The sequence below is a fragment of the Streptococcus sp. HCA-5024 genome (assembly GCF_037890265.1).
GTDB lineage: Bacteria > Bacillota > Bacilli > Lactobacillales > Streptococcaceae > Streptococcus > Streptococcus lingualis.
The window spans coordinates 130273-148998 of record NZ_JBBKBR010000003.1 but is presented as its reverse complement, the minus strand read 5'-3'; the positions used below and the strand labels follow the sequence as shown (position 1 = coordinate 148998).

The 18726-nt window shown below is 44.6% G+C and carries 15 protein-coding genes; 7 read left to right on the top strand and 8 right to left on the bottom strand.

The features are described from left to right. The first annotated feature begins 84 nt into the window (after positions 1-84). From mvk to WKT08_RS06435, 6 genes are all read left to right on the top strand, one after another. Positions 85-963, top strand: a complete 879-nt coding sequence (gene mvk, locus WKT08_RS06460) for a mevalonate kinase (RefSeq protein WP_340280916.1) — start codon at positions 85-87, stop codon at positions 961-963. After that, positions 945-1895: a diphosphomevalonate decarboxylase gene (mvaD, locus tag WKT08_RS06455; protein ID WP_023919167.1), complete on the top strand. Its 951-nt coding sequence runs from the start codon at positions 945-947 to the stop codon at positions 1893-1895. The genes mvk and mvaD overlap by 19 nt, the downstream gene beginning before the upstream one ends. Beyond that, entirely contained in the window at positions 1885-2892 is a 1008-nt protein-coding gene (locus WKT08_RS06450) for a phosphomevalonate kinase (protein WP_340280910.1), read from the top strand. The genes mvaD and WKT08_RS06450 overlap by 11 nt, the downstream gene beginning before the upstream one ends. Continuing rightward, positions 2889-3893: a type 2 isopentenyl-diphosphate Delta-isomerase gene (gene fni / locus WKT08_RS06445; RefSeq protein ID WP_340280908.1), complete on the top strand. Its 1005-nt coding sequence runs from the start codon at positions 2889-2891 to the stop codon at positions 3891-3893. Before WKT08_RS06450 ends, fni begins: the two co-directional genes overlap by 4 nt. A 312-nt stretch (positions 3894-4205) precedes the next feature. After that, on the top strand, positions 4206-5867 hold the full coding sequence (locus WKT08_RS06440; protein WP_340280906.1) for a C69 family dipeptidase: 1662 nt from the start codon (positions 4206-4208) through the stop codon (positions 5865-5867). Further along, entirely contained in the window at positions 5860-6687 is an 828-nt protein-coding gene (locus WKT08_RS06435; protein WP_023919160.1) for a PrsW family glutamic-type intramembrane protease, read from the top strand. The genes WKT08_RS06440 and WKT08_RS06435 overlap by 8 nt, the downstream gene beginning before the upstream one ends. 308 nt (positions 6688-6995) lie before the next feature. Here the strand turns inward: WKT08_RS06435 and WKT08_RS06430 are convergent, their stop codons facing one another. From WKT08_RS06430 to pflB, 6 genes are all read right to left on the bottom strand, one after another. Continuing rightward, positions 6996-8258, bottom strand: a complete 1263-nt coding sequence (locus tag WKT08_RS06430) for a hydroxymethylglutaryl-CoA reductase, degradative (RefSeq protein WP_340280903.1) — start codon at positions 8256-8258, stop codon at positions 6996-6998. Then, positions 8258-9430 (bottom strand): hydroxymethylglutaryl-CoA synthase, encoded by a 1173-nt coding sequence (locus tag WKT08_RS06425; RefSeq protein WP_340280901.1) that lies wholly within the window; start codon positions 9428-9430, stop codon positions 8258-8260. The genes WKT08_RS06430 and WKT08_RS06425 overlap by 1 nt, the downstream gene beginning before the upstream one ends. Before the next feature lie 186 nt (positions 9431-9616). Further along, positions 9617-9847 (bottom strand): hypothetical protein, encoded by a 231-nt coding sequence (locus WKT08_RS06420; RefSeq protein ID WP_118227821.1) that lies wholly within the window; start codon positions 9845-9847, stop codon positions 9617-9619. Between the two features lie 386 nt (positions 9848-10233). Further along, positions 10234-10701: a threonine/serine exporter family protein gene (locus tag WKT08_RS06415; RefSeq protein WP_003008808.1), complete on the bottom strand. Its 468-nt coding sequence runs from the start codon at positions 10699-10701 to the stop codon at positions 10234-10236. 4 nt (positions 10702-10705) lie between these two features. Beyond that, positions 10706-11464: a threonine/serine exporter family protein gene (locus WKT08_RS06410; protein WP_340280898.1), complete on the bottom strand. Its 759-nt coding sequence runs from the start codon at positions 11462-11464 to the stop codon at positions 10706-10708. A gap of 418 nt (positions 11465-11882) precedes the next feature. Then, the gene (pflB, locus tag WKT08_RS06405) at positions 11883-14198 is read right to left on the bottom strand and encodes a formate C-acetyltransferase (RefSeq protein ID WP_003005386.1); all 2316 of its coding nucleotides are present in this window, start codon (positions 14196-14198) and stop codon (positions 11883-11885) included. 261 nt (positions 14199-14459) lie between these two features. Between pflB and dinB the strand changes: the two genes are divergently transcribed. Then, positions 14460-15566 carry a DNA polymerase IV gene (gene dinB / locus WKT08_RS06400; protein ID WP_340280896.1) on the top strand — a complete coding sequence of 369 codons (1107 nt, stop codon included), beginning with the start codon at positions 14460-14462 and terminating at the stop codon, positions 15564-15566. A gap of 8 nt (positions 15567-15574) precedes the next feature. Here the strand turns inward: dinB and recD2 are convergent, their stop codons facing one another. Next, on the bottom strand, positions 15575-18007 hold the full coding sequence (gene recD2 / locus WKT08_RS06395) for an SF1B family DNA helicase RecD2 (protein ID WP_340281040.1): 2433 nt from the start codon (positions 18005-18007) through the stop codon (positions 15575-15577). Between the two features lie 67 nt (positions 18008-18074). Further along, complete coding sequence (gene lepB, locus WKT08_RS06390; protein ID WP_070590042.1) at positions 18075-18725, bottom strand: signal peptidase I; 651 nt, start codon at positions 18723-18725, stop codon at positions 18075-18077. Between the last annotated feature and the right edge of the window lies 1 nt (position 18726).

Here is an 18726-nt window from a genome sequence, read left to right as displayed (position 1 = left end):
CTTAGGTTGGATTTCCTTCAAAAGCATCGCTTTTTTGGCTGATTTATATTAAAATAGTAATGACCTTAATAGAGCGAGATGAATATGAACAAAGAGATAGGCGTCGGAAGGGCGCATAGTAAAATTATCTTAATTGGAGAGCATGCGGTGGTCTATGGTTATCCGGCTATTGCTTTGCCACTCCATCATATCGAAGTGATCTGCCAGATCATCCCGGCAGACAGTCCATGGATTTTGTTTGAAGATGACACATTGTCCATGGCGGTTTTTGCGTCTCTTGAGCACCTCGGGATTCGTGAGGCCCGGATTCGCTGTCGGATTCAGTCTATGGTACCGGAAAAACGGGGGATGGGGTCCTCTGCGGCGGTCAGTATCGCAGCTATTCGTGCAGTTTTTGACTATTATCAAGAGGAGCTGGACGATGAGACCTTAGAAATCCTGGTCAATCGAGCAGAAACCATTGCCCATATGAATCCAAGCGGTCTGGATGCCAAGACTTGTCTGAGCGATCAAGCCATTAAATTCATCCGGAATGTCGGCTTTTACCCGCTGGAGCTGGGTATAAAAGCGAGTTTGGTGATTGCGGATACGGGGATTCACGGCAATACCCGTGAGGCGATTCAAAAGGTTGAAGCTAAAGGGCAGGAAGTTTTGTCCCATTTCCATGAGATTGGTCAGTTGACCCAGCAGGTAGAAGCGGCTCTGAAAGAAAAAGATCTCATTGGCCTTGGGCAGGCTCTTACAGCTTGTCATGACCACTTGAGAGCCGTTGGTGTCAGCTGTAAAGAAGCAGATCACCTGGTCGCCGTTGCCCTTGAAAATGGGGCCTTAGGGGCTAAAATGAGTGGGGGCGGTCTTGGAGGCTGTGTGATTGCCCTCGTCAAGGATTCTCGTGAAGCAGAAACCATTGCCCATGCATTAGAAAAAGAAGGAGCGCACCATACATGGATCGAAAACCTGTAAAGGCTAAGTCCTATGCCAATATCGCGATTATCAAATACTGGGGAAAAGAAGATGCCAAACAGATGGTCCCTTCGACCAGTTCGATTTCGTTGACCTTAGAGAATATGTATACAGAGACCAGTCTCTCTCCCTTGCCAGCAGATGCGACTGCGCATGAATTTTACATCGATGGGGAATTCCAAAATCCAGCTGAGCAAGCCAAAATTGGAGCTGTGATTGATGGCTTGAAGCCAGCAGATGAAGCAGGATTTGTTCGGGTGGATACCAGCAACAACATGCCAACCGCCGCAGGCTTGTCCTCTAGCTCGAGCGGGCTCTCTGCTCTCGTCAAGGCTTGTAATCGGTACTATGATTTGGGCTTGACCCAGGAGGAATTAGCTCAAAAAGCCAAGTTTGCTTCGGGCTCTTCTTCGCGGTCTTTCTTTGGCCCTTTAGCAGCCTGGGACAAAGAAAGTGGAGAAATTTATAAGGTCCAAACAGACCTAAAACTCGCGATGATCATGCTGGTCCTCAATGACAAGCAAAAGCCTGTTTCCAGCCGCGAAGGGATGAAACGCTGCATGGAGACTTCGACTAATTTCAAAGAATGGATCGAAGAGTCTCGACAAGATTATAAGGACATGCTGGGCTATCTAGTTGCCAATGATTTTGAACGGGTCGGTCATCTGACAGAGCGCAATGCCCTTGCTATGCATGCGACGACTAGAACAGCCACTCCAGCTTTTAGCTACTTGACAGAAGAAAGCCATAAAGCTATGGACTTTGTCCGTGAGCTTCGCGCTGCAGGCCATGCTTGTTACTTTACTATGGATGCAGGGCCGAATGTTAAGGTTCTCTGTTTAGAAGAAGACTTGGATCAGCTGGTACCTTTATTTGATGCCCGCTATCGGACCATCGTATCTAAGACAAAGGACCCTCAAGATGAAGACTAAGTATCAGGTACAGACTGGAGGCAAGCTCTATCTAGCTGGAGAATACGCAGTGCTAACGCCTGGCTATGGAGCCGTGATTCAGTTTATTCCCATTTATCTGTCAGCTACTATCCAAGAATCTAGAAGCTATCAGCTAGTCTCAGATCTCTTTGGTTACCAGGTGGATTTGACCCCAAATAAGGACTACGCCTTGATTCAAGAGACCATTCAGCTCATGGAAAAGTGGCTGAAAGATCAGGGGATAGCCCCTAAACCGTTTGATCTTCACCTAAGAGGGACGTTGGGCGAAGAGAGGAAAAAGTATGGGATTGGTTCCAGCGGAAGTGTGGTCTTGCTCGTGATCAAGGCCGTGGCCGCTCTGTATGAACTAGACCTACATCCGGACCTGCTCTTTCGACTAGCAGCAGTGGTCTTGGTGCAAAGAGGGGACAATGGTTCCATGGGTGATTTGGCTTGTATTGCCTACGAGGACTTGATTTATTACCAATCCTTTGATCGGGCTTGGTTGCATGAAGTCTTGACTTCCCAGCCCCTCTCACAAGTTTTAGACCTGGATTGGAACTATCAGATCCGAGTGATCCAGCCAGCCGTCTCTTATGATTTTCTGGTTGGTTGGACTAAGGAACCAGCGATTTCAAGTGATTTGATCCGCCAGGTCAAGGGGGCGATCAATGAAGGCTTTCTCAAGGAGAGTCAGACTGCAGTGAAGAATCTTGAAAAAGGCCTCCGTGAAGGGAACCAAAAGGAAATCGAGACCAGTATCAAACGTGCGGATAAGAATCTAAAGTCTTTGAACCCTTTGATCTATACCCCAGCTCTAAAAGTTCTGCAAGAAGCGACAGAGGGACTTTCTGCCTGTGCCAAATCTAGTGGTGCCGGAGGAGGCGACTGTGGAATCGCCCTTAGTTTTGACCCAGTTGAGACTCAGACCTTGATAGACCGCTGGAAGGAAAAGAATATTGAAGTCATTTACCAAGAAAGGATGGGAGATTCGTGAGCGAAAATCGAAAAGACCAGCATATTCGCTATGCCTTGGAGCAAAGCTTCTCTTATAATAGCTTTGATGAGATCGAGCTGATTCACCGATCCCTCCCTCTTGTGGATCTAGCGGAGATTGATCTAACAACCCATTTCGCAGGGCGTGATTGGGAGGTCCCTTTTTATATCAATGCCATGACAGGCGGGAGTAAACGGGCCAAAGAGATCAATCAAAAGTTGGCAGCAGTAGCCGAAGCCTGTGGGATTCTCTTTGTGACTGGCTCTTACAGCGCAGGGCTGAAGGATCCGAACGATCAATCGTATGCGGTCCAAAAAGACCATCCTCATCTTCTTTTAGCAACCAACATTGGAATCGATAAAGAGCCAGATCTGGGCTTGCGAACAGTGGAAGAGCTACAACCTCTCTTTCTTCAAGTCCATGTGAATCTGATGCAAGAGTTGCTCATGCCTGAAGGGGAGCGGATTTTCCACACTTGGAAAGACCATCTCAAGAGCTATGGGCAGGGCTTTCCTGTACCTGTAGTCCTGAAAGAAGTCGGCTTTGGTATGGATCCCAAAACAGTTCAGGCAGCGCTAGATGCTGGAATTAAAACCGTTGACATTTCTGGCCGTGGTGGCACTAGCTTTGCCTATATTGAGAATCGTCGTGGTGGCAATCGCGCATATCTGGATGATTGGGGACAGTCAACTGCGCAGTGTCTCTTACAGTTACAGGATCAGATGGATCAGGTTGAGGTCCTTGCTAGTGGTGGCATCCGTCATCCTCTTGATATGGTTAAGGCCTTGGTCCTTGGAGCGCGTGGCGTAGGACTATCCCGCGTTTTTCTTGAGATGGTAGAGACTAAGAGTATTGAAGAAGTAATCGCCCTTGTCCAAGGCTGGAAAGAAGACCTCAGATTGCTCCTTTGTGCGCTCGGTTGTCAGAACCTGAAAGAGCTCCGTGAAGTCGACTATCTCCTCTATGGAAAATTGTGGCAAGCAAATCAACAGAGAAAATGAAAGAGAGTGGGACAGAAATCGGTAATTCGTTAAAATTCGATTTCGTCGTCCCACCTCCGCACAGTTGAGTAGGGCTGTAAAAGCTGATGAAATCAGCGTAGTAGAGCCCACTCAACCACTGCGTCTTGCTCGACAATCCAAAAATAATTGAGAGGCTAGGACTTTTGTCCCAGCCTCTTCTTTTTTGAAAAAGTGTTTCCCTCAAAAATTCTGATAGTTTACGAATCGTTTACGGTTGCTGGAATCGCTTGCAAAATATGCTTGTAAAAGAGTATACTAAATAAGGAAAAAATTTTTAAAAAGGAGTTTAGGATGAAAAAGCACTATTTTCGATCAGCTGTAGCAGCCTTGCTTCCGCTTTTGTTGATTGCTCAACCTGTTGAGGCTTGTACAGGGTTCATCATCGGGAAGAAACTGACTGCCGACGGTTCGACCTTGGTAGGGCGTACCGAAGATTTAGAACCCAACCATAATAAAAATTTTGTGGTCAGAGAGCGTGTCTACAATAAAAAAGGAGCCATCTTTGAAGATGCTGCCAACGGTTTTCAATACCCTTTGCCAGAGATTAGCTATAAGTATACAGCGGTCCCGGATGTCACCCCTGAACAAGGGATTTTTGACGAAGCAGGATTCAACGAATATGGGGTTTCCATTTCTGCCACTGTATCTGCTTCAGCAAATGACAAGATCCAAAAAGTGGATCCCTATGTCAAGGATGGCCTCGCAGAATCGGGCTTGACCAGTATTGTTCTCCCAAGTGTGAAAACCGCAAGAGAAGGGGTCGAACTCATTGCTAAAATCGTCGAAGAAAAAGGCGCTGCAGAAGGAAATATTGTGACCATTGCCGATAAAGAAGGCGTCTGGTATATGGAAATCCTATCTGGCCATCAATATGCAGCGATTCTCTTCCCAGAGGATCGATTTGCGGTCTTTCCAAATACCTTCTTCTTAGGGCATGTCGATCAATCGGATACCGAACGCACGATCGCTTCAAAAGATCTTGAAAAAGTCGCCAAAGAAGCCAATAGCTATAAGGAAGTGGACGGAAAATTCCACGTTTCTCAATCCTATAATCCGCCTTTGCAAGAAGCAGATCGCTCTCGGGTTTGGTCGGGAATCAAATCGCTAGACCCAAGCTCTCCTGTTAAATATGACGATGCGTCCTTTGACCTTCTTCATACAACCGATCGAAAATTAACCCTCCGCGATGCTATGAATCTCCAACGCAATCGTTTGGAAGGAACCAAATATAAACCACAGGATCAAATGGAGCTGGATGGAAAAGGCATTCCGAAAAAAGGGGAGTTTGATGCGGTTTATAAATACCCTATTTCCAATCCAAATGTCATGGAGGCCCATATTTTCCAACTGAAAGATGAGGTCCCAGCGAGTGCAGGTGGAGGCACCATGTGGCTGTCAATGGGTAGTCCACGAAATGCTCCATACCTACCCTACTATGGCAATATCCTTAACACCTATCAAGCCTACCAAGAATTAGGGGATCATTACAATGATCGCTCTTGGTATTGGACCATTTCAAGAATCAATGACCTTGTGGCCAAGTATCCAGATTTATTCGAAGATGGGGCGATTCGTACTGAAATGGAACGGTTGGAGTCTCAGTGGATGGTCGAACAAGATCTGAGTGATCAGGAACAAATTGCCCTTGCTTCTCAGCCTGAAGAAGCTAGTAAGAAGGCAACAGAGGAAAGCTTAGCAAGAGCTGAGAAGACCTTCGAACGCTTGCAAGAAATCAGAAAAGAAGCAGAACAAAAGGTGGCAGATGAACACGGGAAAAGTGCCCTGCAGGATCTAGATGACGAAGAAGATGCTGCTTATGAAGAGAAGATTGATCTCGTTGATTTTGACTATGATTACATTCTAGCAGCAGGCTTGTTCGGGGCAACCCTTCTAGCGATTGTGATCTATCTGATTCGCTCAAAGAAACAAAAGGGAGGAAAACAAGATGACTAAAATTCAAAGAGCCTCTATCTATCTTTTTCTACTGTTTGCAGGAATTGGCTTGGAGTTTGAACTCGGTCATCTTTCTCAACAAGAATTTAGTCAGTCTGCCGGCAGAGATTTGGTCTTAAACTTGTCTGTCTTAGCTGCAATTATTATCCCGCTCTATCTCTTTTCAAAACGATTGGCCAAGCAGTTATCTGTCCCAACTTATGTCTTATGGATTGCCATGTTTGGAGGTGCCTTCGTAGCAGGCTGGTTGAGCTTTTCAGGCAATAGCTTGATTGATATTATGAATAGCCATGTGATCAAGGATGCCACTGTCTTTAACAAGTGGACTGATGCCTTGACGGCCCCATTTTCAGAGGAATTCTTTAAAGCTCTAGTTGCCTTTTGGGTTGTCTTGATGGTTGGCAAGAAAGATCTAAAAACGATTCTAATTGCAGGCTTGGGCTCTGGCTTTGGTTTTCAAATCATTGAGGATTTAGGGTACGTTGCCCGCCAAACCAAAACCAGCCAATTAGCCGCGGTTACTGAGGCCATTAACCGGATATCTGGTGGATTAGCTTCACATGCCCTCTATACAGCTGTTGTATCAGTTGGTGTCTTCCTCTTGTTGTCTCAAGTGACCCAGCAAAAGGAAAAACTCTTTGGGCTCTGGTGTGTTCTCTCGACAGTAGCCAATCACTTCTTATGGAACTCTCCGTTTTATGAAACAGACCATCGGATTAATCTTCTCGTCGGACTGCTCTTTGCCGTCCAAGTAGGGACCTTTATCGAAGTGGTGCTCTATACCAAGAAAAAGCCCGATCTGCCATTTTTAAAACAATAAGAAAATTTTTTCAAACACAAAAGAACTAAGACGTGGGTCTTAGTTCTCAAAGTGAAGATAAAATCATCTTAGAAACTTTCCTTAGGTGAAGACGGACGTCAGCGAACTTCGAAGAAGTTCCATGACTAATTATTGAGCCTAAGGTCTCAATAATTCCGAGTGCTAGAAACAAAAGTGTTTCTAGCACTTTTTTCACGGCGGAAAGTTTCATTATATTCTCGATTCATTTAAAAAATTAGAACTCATTTTTATTTCTTTGCAGAATCACTTGACCTAATTTACTAAAGAATTAGTTTGTCTTAGTTCTTTTATTTTCTCAATTCTTGTAAGAGTGTTTGTGCCTTCTCTAAGTTAAAGGGTTTGTTTTCAAGGAGTTGGCTGACCAATCGGGGAACTTCCTCTTCCTTTGCTCCTGCTAGAAGGGCTAGGGAGCGTGCTTGGAGTTTCATATGTCCTGCTTGAATTCCTGTGGTGACTAGGGCTTTGAGGGCCGCGAAATTCTGCGCCAAACCGAGCGACGCAATGATACCTGCTAATTCAATAGCAGAAGGCTCTCCTAGCAAACGGTTGCTGACTTGAACCGTTGGGTTGAGGCCAATCGAGCCTCCTTTTGTCGCAACCGGCATTGGTAGGGTGATCTCTCCATAGAGTTTTTTCTCTTCCGGCTGACTTGTCCAGTGACTCAAACCCTTGTAAGAACCACTTTGTGCAGCATAGGCATGGGCTCCTGCTTCGATGGCCCGCCAGTCATTGCCTGTCGCAAGGACTAGGGCATCAATCCCGTTAAAAATTCCCTTGTTATGAGTAGCCGCACGGTAAGGATCCACTTGAGCCAGTTGGCTAGCTAGCTCCATCCGGTGGGCAATCTCAATGGCTTCATCAGGATTTCGACTCAGTGCTTTAAAATCGATGGCACACCGTGCACTCACTAAAGAGCGAGTAGCCAAGTTGGATAAAATTGCCATCAAGGCCTGACCACCAGAGAGTTCCTGGATGCGATCGGTCAGAGCTTCCAGCATGGTGTTGAGCATATTGGCTCCCATGGCTTCTTTGGGATCGACGGCCAAGTAGACAATAAGAAAATCCCCCTTGTTTTCGACCCAAAGATCTCTCGCTCCACCTCCACGCTTAACGATAGAAGGATAGGCTTCATTAGCGAGCTGAAGAAGGGTTTTCTTGTCTTCTAGGATACGCTTGCTAGCAACTTCCATGTCTTCAACATCCGTCAGAGCAATCTCACCGATCATTTGGCGTTGGTACACCTGGGTGGTGAAACCGCCTGAATGTTGAATGAGCTTGGCCGCAAAGCTGGCAGCTGCAACCACGGAAGGCTCTTCTGTGACCATAGGAAGGACATAGTCACGACCATTGATCAGAAAATAAGGAGCGAGACTAAAAGGCAAGTCAAAAGTCGACAAGACATTTTCCGTCAATTGATCTGCAATAGAAAAGGGAAGTCCCTTTTGTTCTTTTAAGATCTGTGCTTCATCCCAAGTTAAGAGGCCTTCCTTCAGTAAGGCCTCTATGCGTTCTGTGGGAGAAAGTTTTGCAAAACCTGGTAATCGTGCCATTATTTTTCTACTTTCTGGTAAGTGCGTTGGTGTTCCTTGATCTCTGTCAAAGCATAAGTTTGAAGCGTAGCAGGTTCAAACACTTGATTGCCACTAGAGTCTAGATCTACTTCCTCATAAAAGAGTCGTTCGTAGTCAGCAACACTAAGAACCGTCCGTTGATCTAGTTTGTCCATACGTTTGTGATCTAGGAGTTGCTCAAAACCAGGAACGAGATTGGCACTAAAGATCTCAGAAACTGCTCCACTTCCATAGCTAAAGAGGGCGATTCGGTCCCCGGCTTTGAGTTGGGGACGATTTTCCAGTAGTGATAGCAAGCCTAGGAAAAGAGATCCAGTGTAGATATTTCCCACGCGTTGGCTGTATAGAATCGATTGATCAAAGTTGTATTGTAATTGATCTTTTTTCTCTTCTGGTACTGACTTATCCAAGATTTTTTTCAAGCCCTTGAGAGCTAATTTTGGATAAGGTAAATGGAAGCAGACGGCCGCAAAGTCTGTCAAGGTAAGGCCAGTCCGTTTCTGGTATTCCGCCCAGGTTGTTTTCAGAGAATCTAGATATTGTTGTGTTGAATAAATTCCATTCACGAAGGGAGTTGTCGCGTAATTTGGACGCCAAAAATCCATGACATCGCGTGTTTGGGCAACATTATCATCGTTAAAAGATAGAATACGAGGATTTTGGCTGATTAGCATGGCAACCGCTCCGGCCCCCTGTGTTGGTTCTCCAGGAGTTCCAATTCCGTATTTAGCAATGTCACTGGCAATGACCAAAACCTTACTCTGTGGGAATTTTTCAACATGGAGTTTAGCATAATCCAAGGCAGCAGTTGCAGCATAGCAGGCTTCTTTCATCTCAAAAGAACGAGCGAAAGGTTGGATGTCTAGTAAGCCATGGACAAACACAGCAGCAGCCTTACTCTGGTCAATTCCAGATTCTGTCGTAAGAATCACCATGTCGATTGCTTCTTTATCTTCGTCTGTTAAAATATCATCTGCTGCAGTAGCAGCCAATGTGACGATGTCTTCTGTGATCGGTGCAACACTTTGTTCTTTTAAGAGAAGACCCTTGCTCAGTTTTTCGGGATCAGTATTACGAGCAGCAGCCAAATCTTCTAAACGCAAGACATAAGGGCTCGTCGCAAAACCAATCTTATCAATCCCAATTGTCATTCTTAACCTCTTTTTTATCTGATATCTACTAGTATATTTCGTTACTATTTTACCATATTTAAGGGTAAAACTCCCTTGAAAAAGCTAGATCAGCAAGGAAATCATTCTCGGGACCGATTTTGCAATGTTTCAAAGAAAAATAGAGAATCTATAAGAAAAAGCCATCCTCAGATGGCTTTTCAACTCTTATCCTTGCTTATCTTTTTTAGGATTGCTCATGATTCGTATGAAGAGTTCTTTGCATTTGTCTCTTAGAACATTTTCGTAGAAGACGATTAAAGCGATGTACACAATCAGAAAGTTCAAGGTCAGATAGAACAAGTCAAATGAATTACGGGCATAGATAGTTGCTGATTGATAGGAGGGGAGGGCTCCTAGGATCATCCAAGGAAGATACTTGATATACTTGTTTAGCATCATACATCACCTCGCATCCTTTAAAGGATTTGTTTTTTCACTATCATTGTATTCCTTTTAAGGGAAAATGCAAGCGATTATACCTCTAAGTTATGAAAAAACCAATGCTAGTTGGCATTGGTCAGATTGAAGGCAAAGTCATCTTAGAAACTTTTCTTAGGTGAGTACGGACGTCAGCGAACTTCGAAGAAGTTCCATGACTTAGTTTTGAGCCTAAGGTCTCAAAACTCCCGAGTGCCTGAAATAATTGTATTTCAGGCACATTTCTCACGGCGAAAAGTTTCAGTGTATCTTTGAATGAATCTTGAAAAAAATATCATTTTCAGTATTTTGCATCAATTAGGTTGTTTGATATAAAAAATAGTTTGTCTAAATTTTAACCAATGCTAGTTGGCATTGGTCGTTTTTCTTTTTTGATGGCGTTGGTAGGAATGGTAGAGTTTCAAGACGACAGAGCCACTAGCCATCCCGATGGAGATCACCAAGGCCAGAATAACCACCAGGGTCACGCTGGTTACTGCTTGGCGATATTGCCCACTGACAAAGAAGGAAGTGGTCCGATAGGAAATATATCCAGGAACCAAGGGTGCGAGAATGGACAACATAAAGACCACGACAGGCGTCTTGAGAATGATACTTAAAATCTGACTGATACAGGAGCCGACAATGGCGGCGATAAAGGTTGCAACGATGACATTGGTAGGCCCTTTCAGAATGTAGTAAAGTAGCCAAATGCCCATCCCTAAGATTCCTCCAGGAATCAGCATGGAGCGCTGCACATTTAGGACGATTAAAAAGGTGATGATGGCAATCAAACTGGCCACCGCTTGGATTAAAAATTCAGTTAGGTTCATGATTTTATTTCATAAGGACAAGGGCAACGGTTGTACCGGCACCAAGTGCAAGAGTAATGAGGAGAGTCTCAAAGAGTTTGCTCATCCCAGAGTTGAGGTGGTAATTCATCAGATCTCGGACGGCATTGGTCATAGCGATCCCAGGAACGAAGGGCATGACACAGCCTGCGATAATGAGATCGGTATTGGAAGGAAAACCACTATAGCGCGTCCAAATATGGGCTAAAAAGCCAAAGACAAAGGCTGCCGCAAAAGCAGTGGCAAAAGGAATGCGAACATATTTCTCTACGACAAGTGAAAAAGCAAAGGCAAAGACAGTTGCAATGCCCGCTCCAATCGCATCATAGAAATTTCCACCAAACATGATGGAGAAGAAAGGCGCACTAAGGGTTGCTGCAATGGTTAACTGGAGATTGGTATAAGGAACACGCTTTCTTTTTAACTCGCTCAGGGACTGGTAGGCTTGCTCGAGATCGATCTCTCCAGAGACAAGTTGACGAGAGATCTGATTGACATCACAGACCTTTTCAATATTGTAATTAGTCCGCAAGATCCGTTTCATGCGCGTGACATTAGCATTCTCAATTGAAAAGAAAATAGCGACTGGCATCGCTAAAACATTGCAATCGACGATTCCCTGTGAATGGGCGATCCGGATCATGGTATCTTCGACCCGGTGAATCTCAGAACCGCTCTCGATCAGGAGGGTTCCAGCTAACATCAGGACGTCGATCACTTGGTTGATCTGTTTTGACTCTTCCATAATTTCCTTCTTACTAAATAATCTGTTTCTATTATAGCAAAAAAGGACGAGAGACAGAACTAAAATCTGACAATTCTAGTTTGTTTCTTATCCTTTCTGAATTCGTTTAGAATAGCTATTGTTTAGGCTTATCATTCGCTAACTCGGGTGGTGGTGCTGCACGGTGCTGTCCTGGACGAGAAGGGTTGCTAAAAAGATCAGTGCAATCAGGATAAAGAGCCAAATAATAGCGAAAATAAATGTTAAAAACATAGGATCACCCCTTCTATATTATTTACAGCTCTACTATAACACTTGGAGAAAGCGCTGTCAAACTCTATATAGTAGGCTCTTAAACTCTTTCAAAATTCAGAATACTCTTTCGATGGGGATGAAAAAACCAGCCGTTTCCGACTGGTTTTTAAGACCTATTTGAATCTTAGTTCAAGGCATCATCCATTGAAAGAACTTCGTGGAAGACACGTTGTGTCAATTCAGTTTTTTGTTCTGGAGTGAGGTATTTAGTGTTTACACAGTATCCAGAGATACGAACGATAACGTCTTCACCTGACATGATCTTTTCGTAAACATCGTTCAAGTCCATAACGTTCAAGTTACAGTGTTGTCCACCGTTTTCGAAGTATCCATCAAGGATGGTTACCAAGTTATCAACTTGTTCGTCACGAGTTTTACCAAGAGCACGTGGTGATACTTGAGTAGTGAGTGAGATACCATCAGCTGCGTAACCAAAGTCAAGGCTAGCAAGTGAGTTCAAGTTTTGCAACCATCCACCTTTAGCTTTGTTAGATGGGTTAGCACCTGGTGAGAAGAATTCCAATTTAGACAAGTTCACAGAACCATCTTCGTTGAGGTATACCCCTTTATGGACTGGTGAGTTACCAGTTTGTTTAGAGTAAGCAACGTTAGAAGTGATGGTAAGAAGTGAAACAGTTGCTTCAGCGTTCTTGTAAAGTTTGTGGCTGCGAAGACGAGTAGTGTAAGCTTCGATCAACCATTCTGCCAATTCGTTAGAACGTGGGTCATCTTCACCCCAACGTGGGTATTCACCGATTGTTTCGTAATCGTAGATGTAGCCATCTTCGTCACGGATTGGTTTAACAGTAGCGTATTTGATTGCTGACAAAGTATCAACAGTGTTAGCGAATCCACAGATACCGAATCCCATGTTAGCGCGTTGGTGAGTTGGCAAGAAGGCCATTTGAACAGCTTCGTAGTTGTACTTATCAGTCATGTAGTGGATGATGTTCAAAGCATCTACGTAAGTGTCTGTCAACCAGTCAAGAGATTTTTCGAAGTTTGCTTTAACAGATTCGAATTCAAGAACTTCGTCACGGATTGGATCGATGTCAAATACTTTATAGTCTTTATGAACATCGTCGTAACCACCGTTCAAACCAGTAAGAAGAGCTTTAAGAACGTTAACACGAGCACCGAAGTATTGGATGTTGTGGCGTTGTTCTTCGTTTTCTGGGTCAAGTGGAGATACACAACATGAGATACAGCTCATTTCACCGTATCCGTCTTTCGCCATTGTTGTTACACCTTCGTATTGGATAGAAGAGTGTTTATGGCTCATGTGCATACAGTAGCGACGGAAGTTGTATGGCAATTTGTCAGTCCAAAGAACTGTCAAGTTTGGTTCTGGAGAGTTACCGATGTTGTCCAAAGTGTTCAAGAAACGGTAGTCCATCTTAGTAACACGGTGACGACCGTCGTTACCCATACCAGCCATTGATGTTGTGATGAAGGTTGGGTCACCTGAGTACAATTCGTCGTAAGCTTTTGTACGAGCAAATTTAACAGTACGCAATTTCATAACGAAATCATCAACAAATTCTTGGATTTCTGATTCAGTGTAAGTACCACGAGCCAAGTCACGTTCAGCGTAGATATCCAAAACGATTGGCACACGTCCAAGAGAAGTAGCAGCACCGTTGATCACACGGCAGACAGCCATGAAGGCGATGTTTGTCCATTGGATCGCTTCTTTTGTATCGAAGGCAGGACGACGTACGTCTACACCATAAAGGTCACCCAATTTAACAACTTCTTGAAGTGCTTGGTATTGAAGGTTTACTTCTTCACGAAGACGGATTGATTCTTCATCGATTTCAGTAATAGAGTTCCAGTCGTTTGCTTTTTCAGCCATCAAGTAGTCAGCACCGTAAAGAGCCAAACGAGCATAAACCCCGATGATACGTCCACGAGAGTAAGCGTCTGGAAGACCAGTTACAGTGTGAGCGTGACGAGCACGACGGATGTTAGAAGTGTAAGCGCGGAAGATACCGTCGTTTACAGTTGTAACGTATTTTGTGAAGATTTCATGAACTGCAGGATCTGGTTCGTATCCATTTTCTTTCAAAGTAGTTTCCGCCATACGGATACCACCACGAGGCATGAAGTTCAATTTGAACAATTCATCATTTTGGATACCGAAGATGACTTCGTTTTCTTTGTCGATATATCCAGCTGCGATATCAGCGATAGATGTTGGACGGTTATCGTATGGGAAACGAGTTTCTTCGTAATGAGCTTTTGTTTCTTCAACAATCTTCTTGATGTGAAGAGAACGTTCAGTTGGACCAGCTAGGAAGCTTTCATCTCCATCATAAGGTGTGTAGTTAGCTTGAACGAAGCGAGAAACGCTTGCTTTTTCTTTCCAATCTTCACCTTTGAAGCCTTCCCAGGCTTTGTCAAAAATATCTTGTGCTTCAACGACTGTTTTAACAACCATTTTTATTTTCCTCTATTGTCTTTCTAGCAACTATATCTGTTGCACTTACAATAGTAGTATACCATACAGAAACCGGTTACACAAAGACAAATTGCGAAAAATAGCAGATTCTTTTATAATACAGTTTCAACTCTTCTGCGATACTGTACTACATTTTTGAAAAATGAACACGAATTTCCATCAATTTTCATGTTTTTAGGAGGGGCCGATTTTTGCAATTCTAAAATTTTCTTCTTATAATAGAAAAAAGGAGGGTGAAAAATGCTGATATTTCCATTGGTGAATGATACGAGTCGCAAGATTATTCATATTGATATGGATGCATTTTTTGCTGCGGTCGAAGAAAGAGATAACCCTAGTTTAAAGGGGAAGCCTGTCGTAATTGGCCAGGACCCTCGTCAATCAGGAGGGAGAGGTGTGGTCTCGACCTGTAACTATGAAGCAAGGAAATATGGGATTCATTCGGCTATGAGTTCTAAAGAAGCGTTGGACCTTTGTCCCCACGCGATCTTTATCTCTGGAAATTATGAAAAATACCGAGAAGTGGGTGAGCAGGTTCGTGAGATTTTTAAGCGCTATACAGATCTGATCGAGCCTATGAGTATTGATGAAGCCTATCTAGATGTGACGGAAAATAAAATCAAGAGCAAATCAGCTGTCAAGATTGCTCGCTTGATTCAGCATGCGATCTGGGAAGAGCTGCATCTCACAGCTTCAGCAGGTGTCTCTTATAATAAGTTTTTGGCAAAGATGGCAAGTGACTACCAAAAACCCCGTGGCCTAACGGTGGTCTTGCCGGAGGATGCCGAGGATTTCCTGAGCCAGATGGACATTGCCAAATTTCACGGGGTAGGAAAGAAGACAGTGGAGCGCCTGCATGAGATGGGTGTCTATACTGGCGCGGATCTTTTAGCTATCCCGGAGATGACCTTGATTGATCGATTTGGGCGCTTTGGCTATGATCTCTTTCGTAAGGCGCGAGGGATTCACAATAGCCCTGTCAAGAGCCATCGTATCCGCAAGTCGATCGGAAAAGAGCGGACCTACCGCAAGCTCCTCTATGCTGAAGATGATATTTTAGAAGAAATTGCCAATCTGTCCAGTAAGGTAGCCCAATCGCTGGAAAAACATGGCAAGCAAGGAAAGACCTTGGTCTTAAAGGTGCGCTATGGAGACTTCACCACCCTGACCAAGCGAATGACATTGACGGAGCCAACACGAGAGGCTGAGCGGATCAATCGTTCCGCTCGCCACATTTTCCAAGAAATTGAATCGACAAATACTGGAATCCGCCTCTTGGGTGTCACCATGACCAATTTCGTCGATCATACCGAGTTGCCTTTGGTGGAAGAAAAAGAAAACGACTAGTTTGTACACTAGTCGTATTTTTTGATGTCAAAAAAGGCTGCAATTTCTTCTTCAGTCAGTCCGATCATAGGAGAGATGGTGTGGAGATTGTCTTCTGTCAGTCGATAGACAGTCGGTTCATCAGGCTCAGTCTTCCTTTCAACAGTTTCTTCCTTGCTTCGCGCAGATTCGACTGTATCAGAAGAGGTGGCAACGGATGAAGAAGAGTCTTTGGTTGCCTCGCCTCCGTCCAGGTCCTTGAAGCGTTCCACCAAGTAGGTCTTGCGCGCAGTACCGGTATTTTTAGTGGCGTAATCAAAGGCGCTGTATTCCCCTAAGAGGATCAGTTTGCTCTTAGAGCGCGTGATGGCAGTATAGATCAAATTACGCTGCAGCATCCGATGGCTTTGATTGGTAATGGGTAAAATTACCACCGGGAATTCGCTTCCTTGTGATTTGTGAATACTCATCGCATAGGCTAAGCGAATCTTGTACCATTCATTGCGCGGGTAGACGATTTCATTGCCATCAAATTGGATGGTCATTTCATCTTGCTTGGATTCCGTATATTTTCCTGATAGAAGGTCGGTGATGTAGCCAATATCTCCATTAAAGACATTGCTTTCTGCATCATTGACCAGATGGATGACCTTATCCCCATCACGGTATTGGCAGTCTGGCGTGTCAAAGACGACCTGATCTTTGACAGCTGGATTGAGAAGGTCTTGCATGAGCGTATTGATATTGTCAATGCCGGCCTGGCCCTTATACATGGGGGCCAAGACTTGGATATCTCGAGCAGGGATTTGACTGCGAAGGGCAGCAGAAGTGATTTGTTCAATCATCTTAGGGATGTGTTCGCTTCCGGCTTCGAAATAAGAGCGGTCAGCTTTTCGTTCTGTAAAATCTTGAGGAAGCTTGCCCTGGCGAATGTCTCCTGCTAGTGAGACAATGGTCGAGTCCTCACTCTGACGGAAAATATGTTCCAGTTTGGTCTGAGGGATGCTTGGGATCTGCAAGAGATCAGCCAAGACCTGACCAGGACTGACGGAAGGTAATTGGTCGGCATCCCCCACAATCAAGAGTTTGGTATCCATTGCGATATTGCTGAGCAATTGATTGGCCAGCCAGGTGTCGACCATGGAAAATTCGTCCACAATGATAAAGTCTGCGTCCAGATAGTCCTCTAAGTGGCTGGTGTCATCATCTCCTGTCATCCCTAAATGGCGGTGAATGGTGGCGCTCGGAAGTCCTGTCAGCTCATTCATGCGTCTAGCTGCCCGTCCCGTTGGGGCAGCCAAGAGGATCGGCAGGTCTTGTTTCTTGCGAAGATCCAGCTGGTGGAGTTGGGCATAGACACTGATCATCCCATTGATAACGGTAGTCTTTCCTGTCCCCGGTCCCCCGGTGAGGATAAAGACCTTATTTTGGATAGCTTGGTGAATCGCCTCTTTTTGAATCGCATCGTAGCGAATCCCCAAATCTTTTTCAACCTCCTCAATCGCCTGGTTGATTTTCTCAGGGTCAAATGAAGTCGACTTTCCTTTTTCCAACAATCGACCGATATGACTACGAATCCCTTCCTCCGCAAAGAAGAGGCTGTTGTCAAAGATCTTGGTGTCCACGTTTTGGACCTTATCTTCCTCGATGAGGCGTCCTAATTCCTGGGCGACAGTGGAAGGATCCAATTCTACTGGACGAGCGGATTCTAGGAGGTCAATGGTATAGCGCAGGAGGTCCTTGGCTTCGATGTAGGTATTTCCAGTCTCGATAGAGTAGCTAAAAAGGCTGTGGATCAGACCCGCGCGGAAACGTTCAGGGGCGTCACTTGCAATGCCTAATTCTTCGGCTAGTTGGTCCGCGATTTTAAAGCCCATACCTTGGATATCTTCCACCAATCGGTAGGGCTGTTGCTCCACGATCTGGAGGGTTTCTTCTTTATAAAAATCTTGGATCTGAAAGGCCAATTTATTGGGAATGCCATAGTTGGCTAGTTGGGCGAGAATGCGCTCCGTTCCGTAATTCTGACGGAGTTTTTCTACAAAAGCCAGGCGGTTTTTCTTGGAGAGACCTGTGATTTCTTCTAATTTTTCAGGGGCCTCCAGAATTTTGTCAATGGTATCGTCCCCATAGAGGTCCACGATTTTTTGGGCTGTTTTGAGACCAATTCCTTTAAAGTGATCACTAGAAAAATATTTCACCAAGCCCTTGCTAGAAGGTTTGGCACGTTCATAGCGACTGATTTTGAGCTGCTCTCCGTATTTAGGATGATGGACCAGCTCCCCCCAGAAGGTGTAGTCTTCGCCTTCCATGATATCTGCCATAGTGCCCGTCACAATAATCTCAAAATCATCAAAGTCTTCGGCATCGGTATCGCTAATGTCAAGCAAGAGGATTCGGAAAAAACTGCTAGGATTTTCAAAAATAATACGCTCAATAGTACCAGAAAAATAATATTCCATCATTTCTTTCCTTTTTATAAAGCAAGGCTGGGACATACTTGTCTCAGCCTCAGTCTGTTGATCTATACTAATAAGTTTTGAAAGGGTAGATCGGCCATAGTCTAAAGACGGCTTGCCCTTTGATTTGTTCTTTCTTGAAAGCTCCGACCTGACGGCTATCTTTTGAAACGATCCGGTCATCTCCAAGTAGGAGGTATTCATCGTCGAGCAACTTCAAGGTAAATTTAGGATTGCCATCCTTGTCTACTGTAAAAGCTTGGGCTGTATTGGCCAATTGGCGGAAGAGTTCTCCGTTTTCTTCGAACCCTTTTCCAGTGTAGGTCGATTGCAATTTATCTTTTTTGAAACGAGCGATGTAGTCCTTCAAATAAGGCTCATTGGTCTTTTTCCCATTGATGTAGAGGGTATCGTTGTCGTACTGGATGGTATCTCCAGGAAGACCGATGACCCGCTTGACGATGTCCTTGGTTTTGCCGTCGTCGTCTTTTTCACTGGCAACGACAATGTCGAAACGATCAATCGAAAGGTGGTTGACCACAAGGAGGTACTCGCTATCTGCTAGGGTTGGATCCATCGAATGGCCATCCACCTTGACCGGAGCCCAGAGATAAATGCGAGAGGCGATGATGAGACCAACAATGATGCTGAAGAGGCCCCATTCTTTAAGGAATCTCACCACTGGTGAGCTAGATGACTGTTTTGAACTTCTTTTTGACATA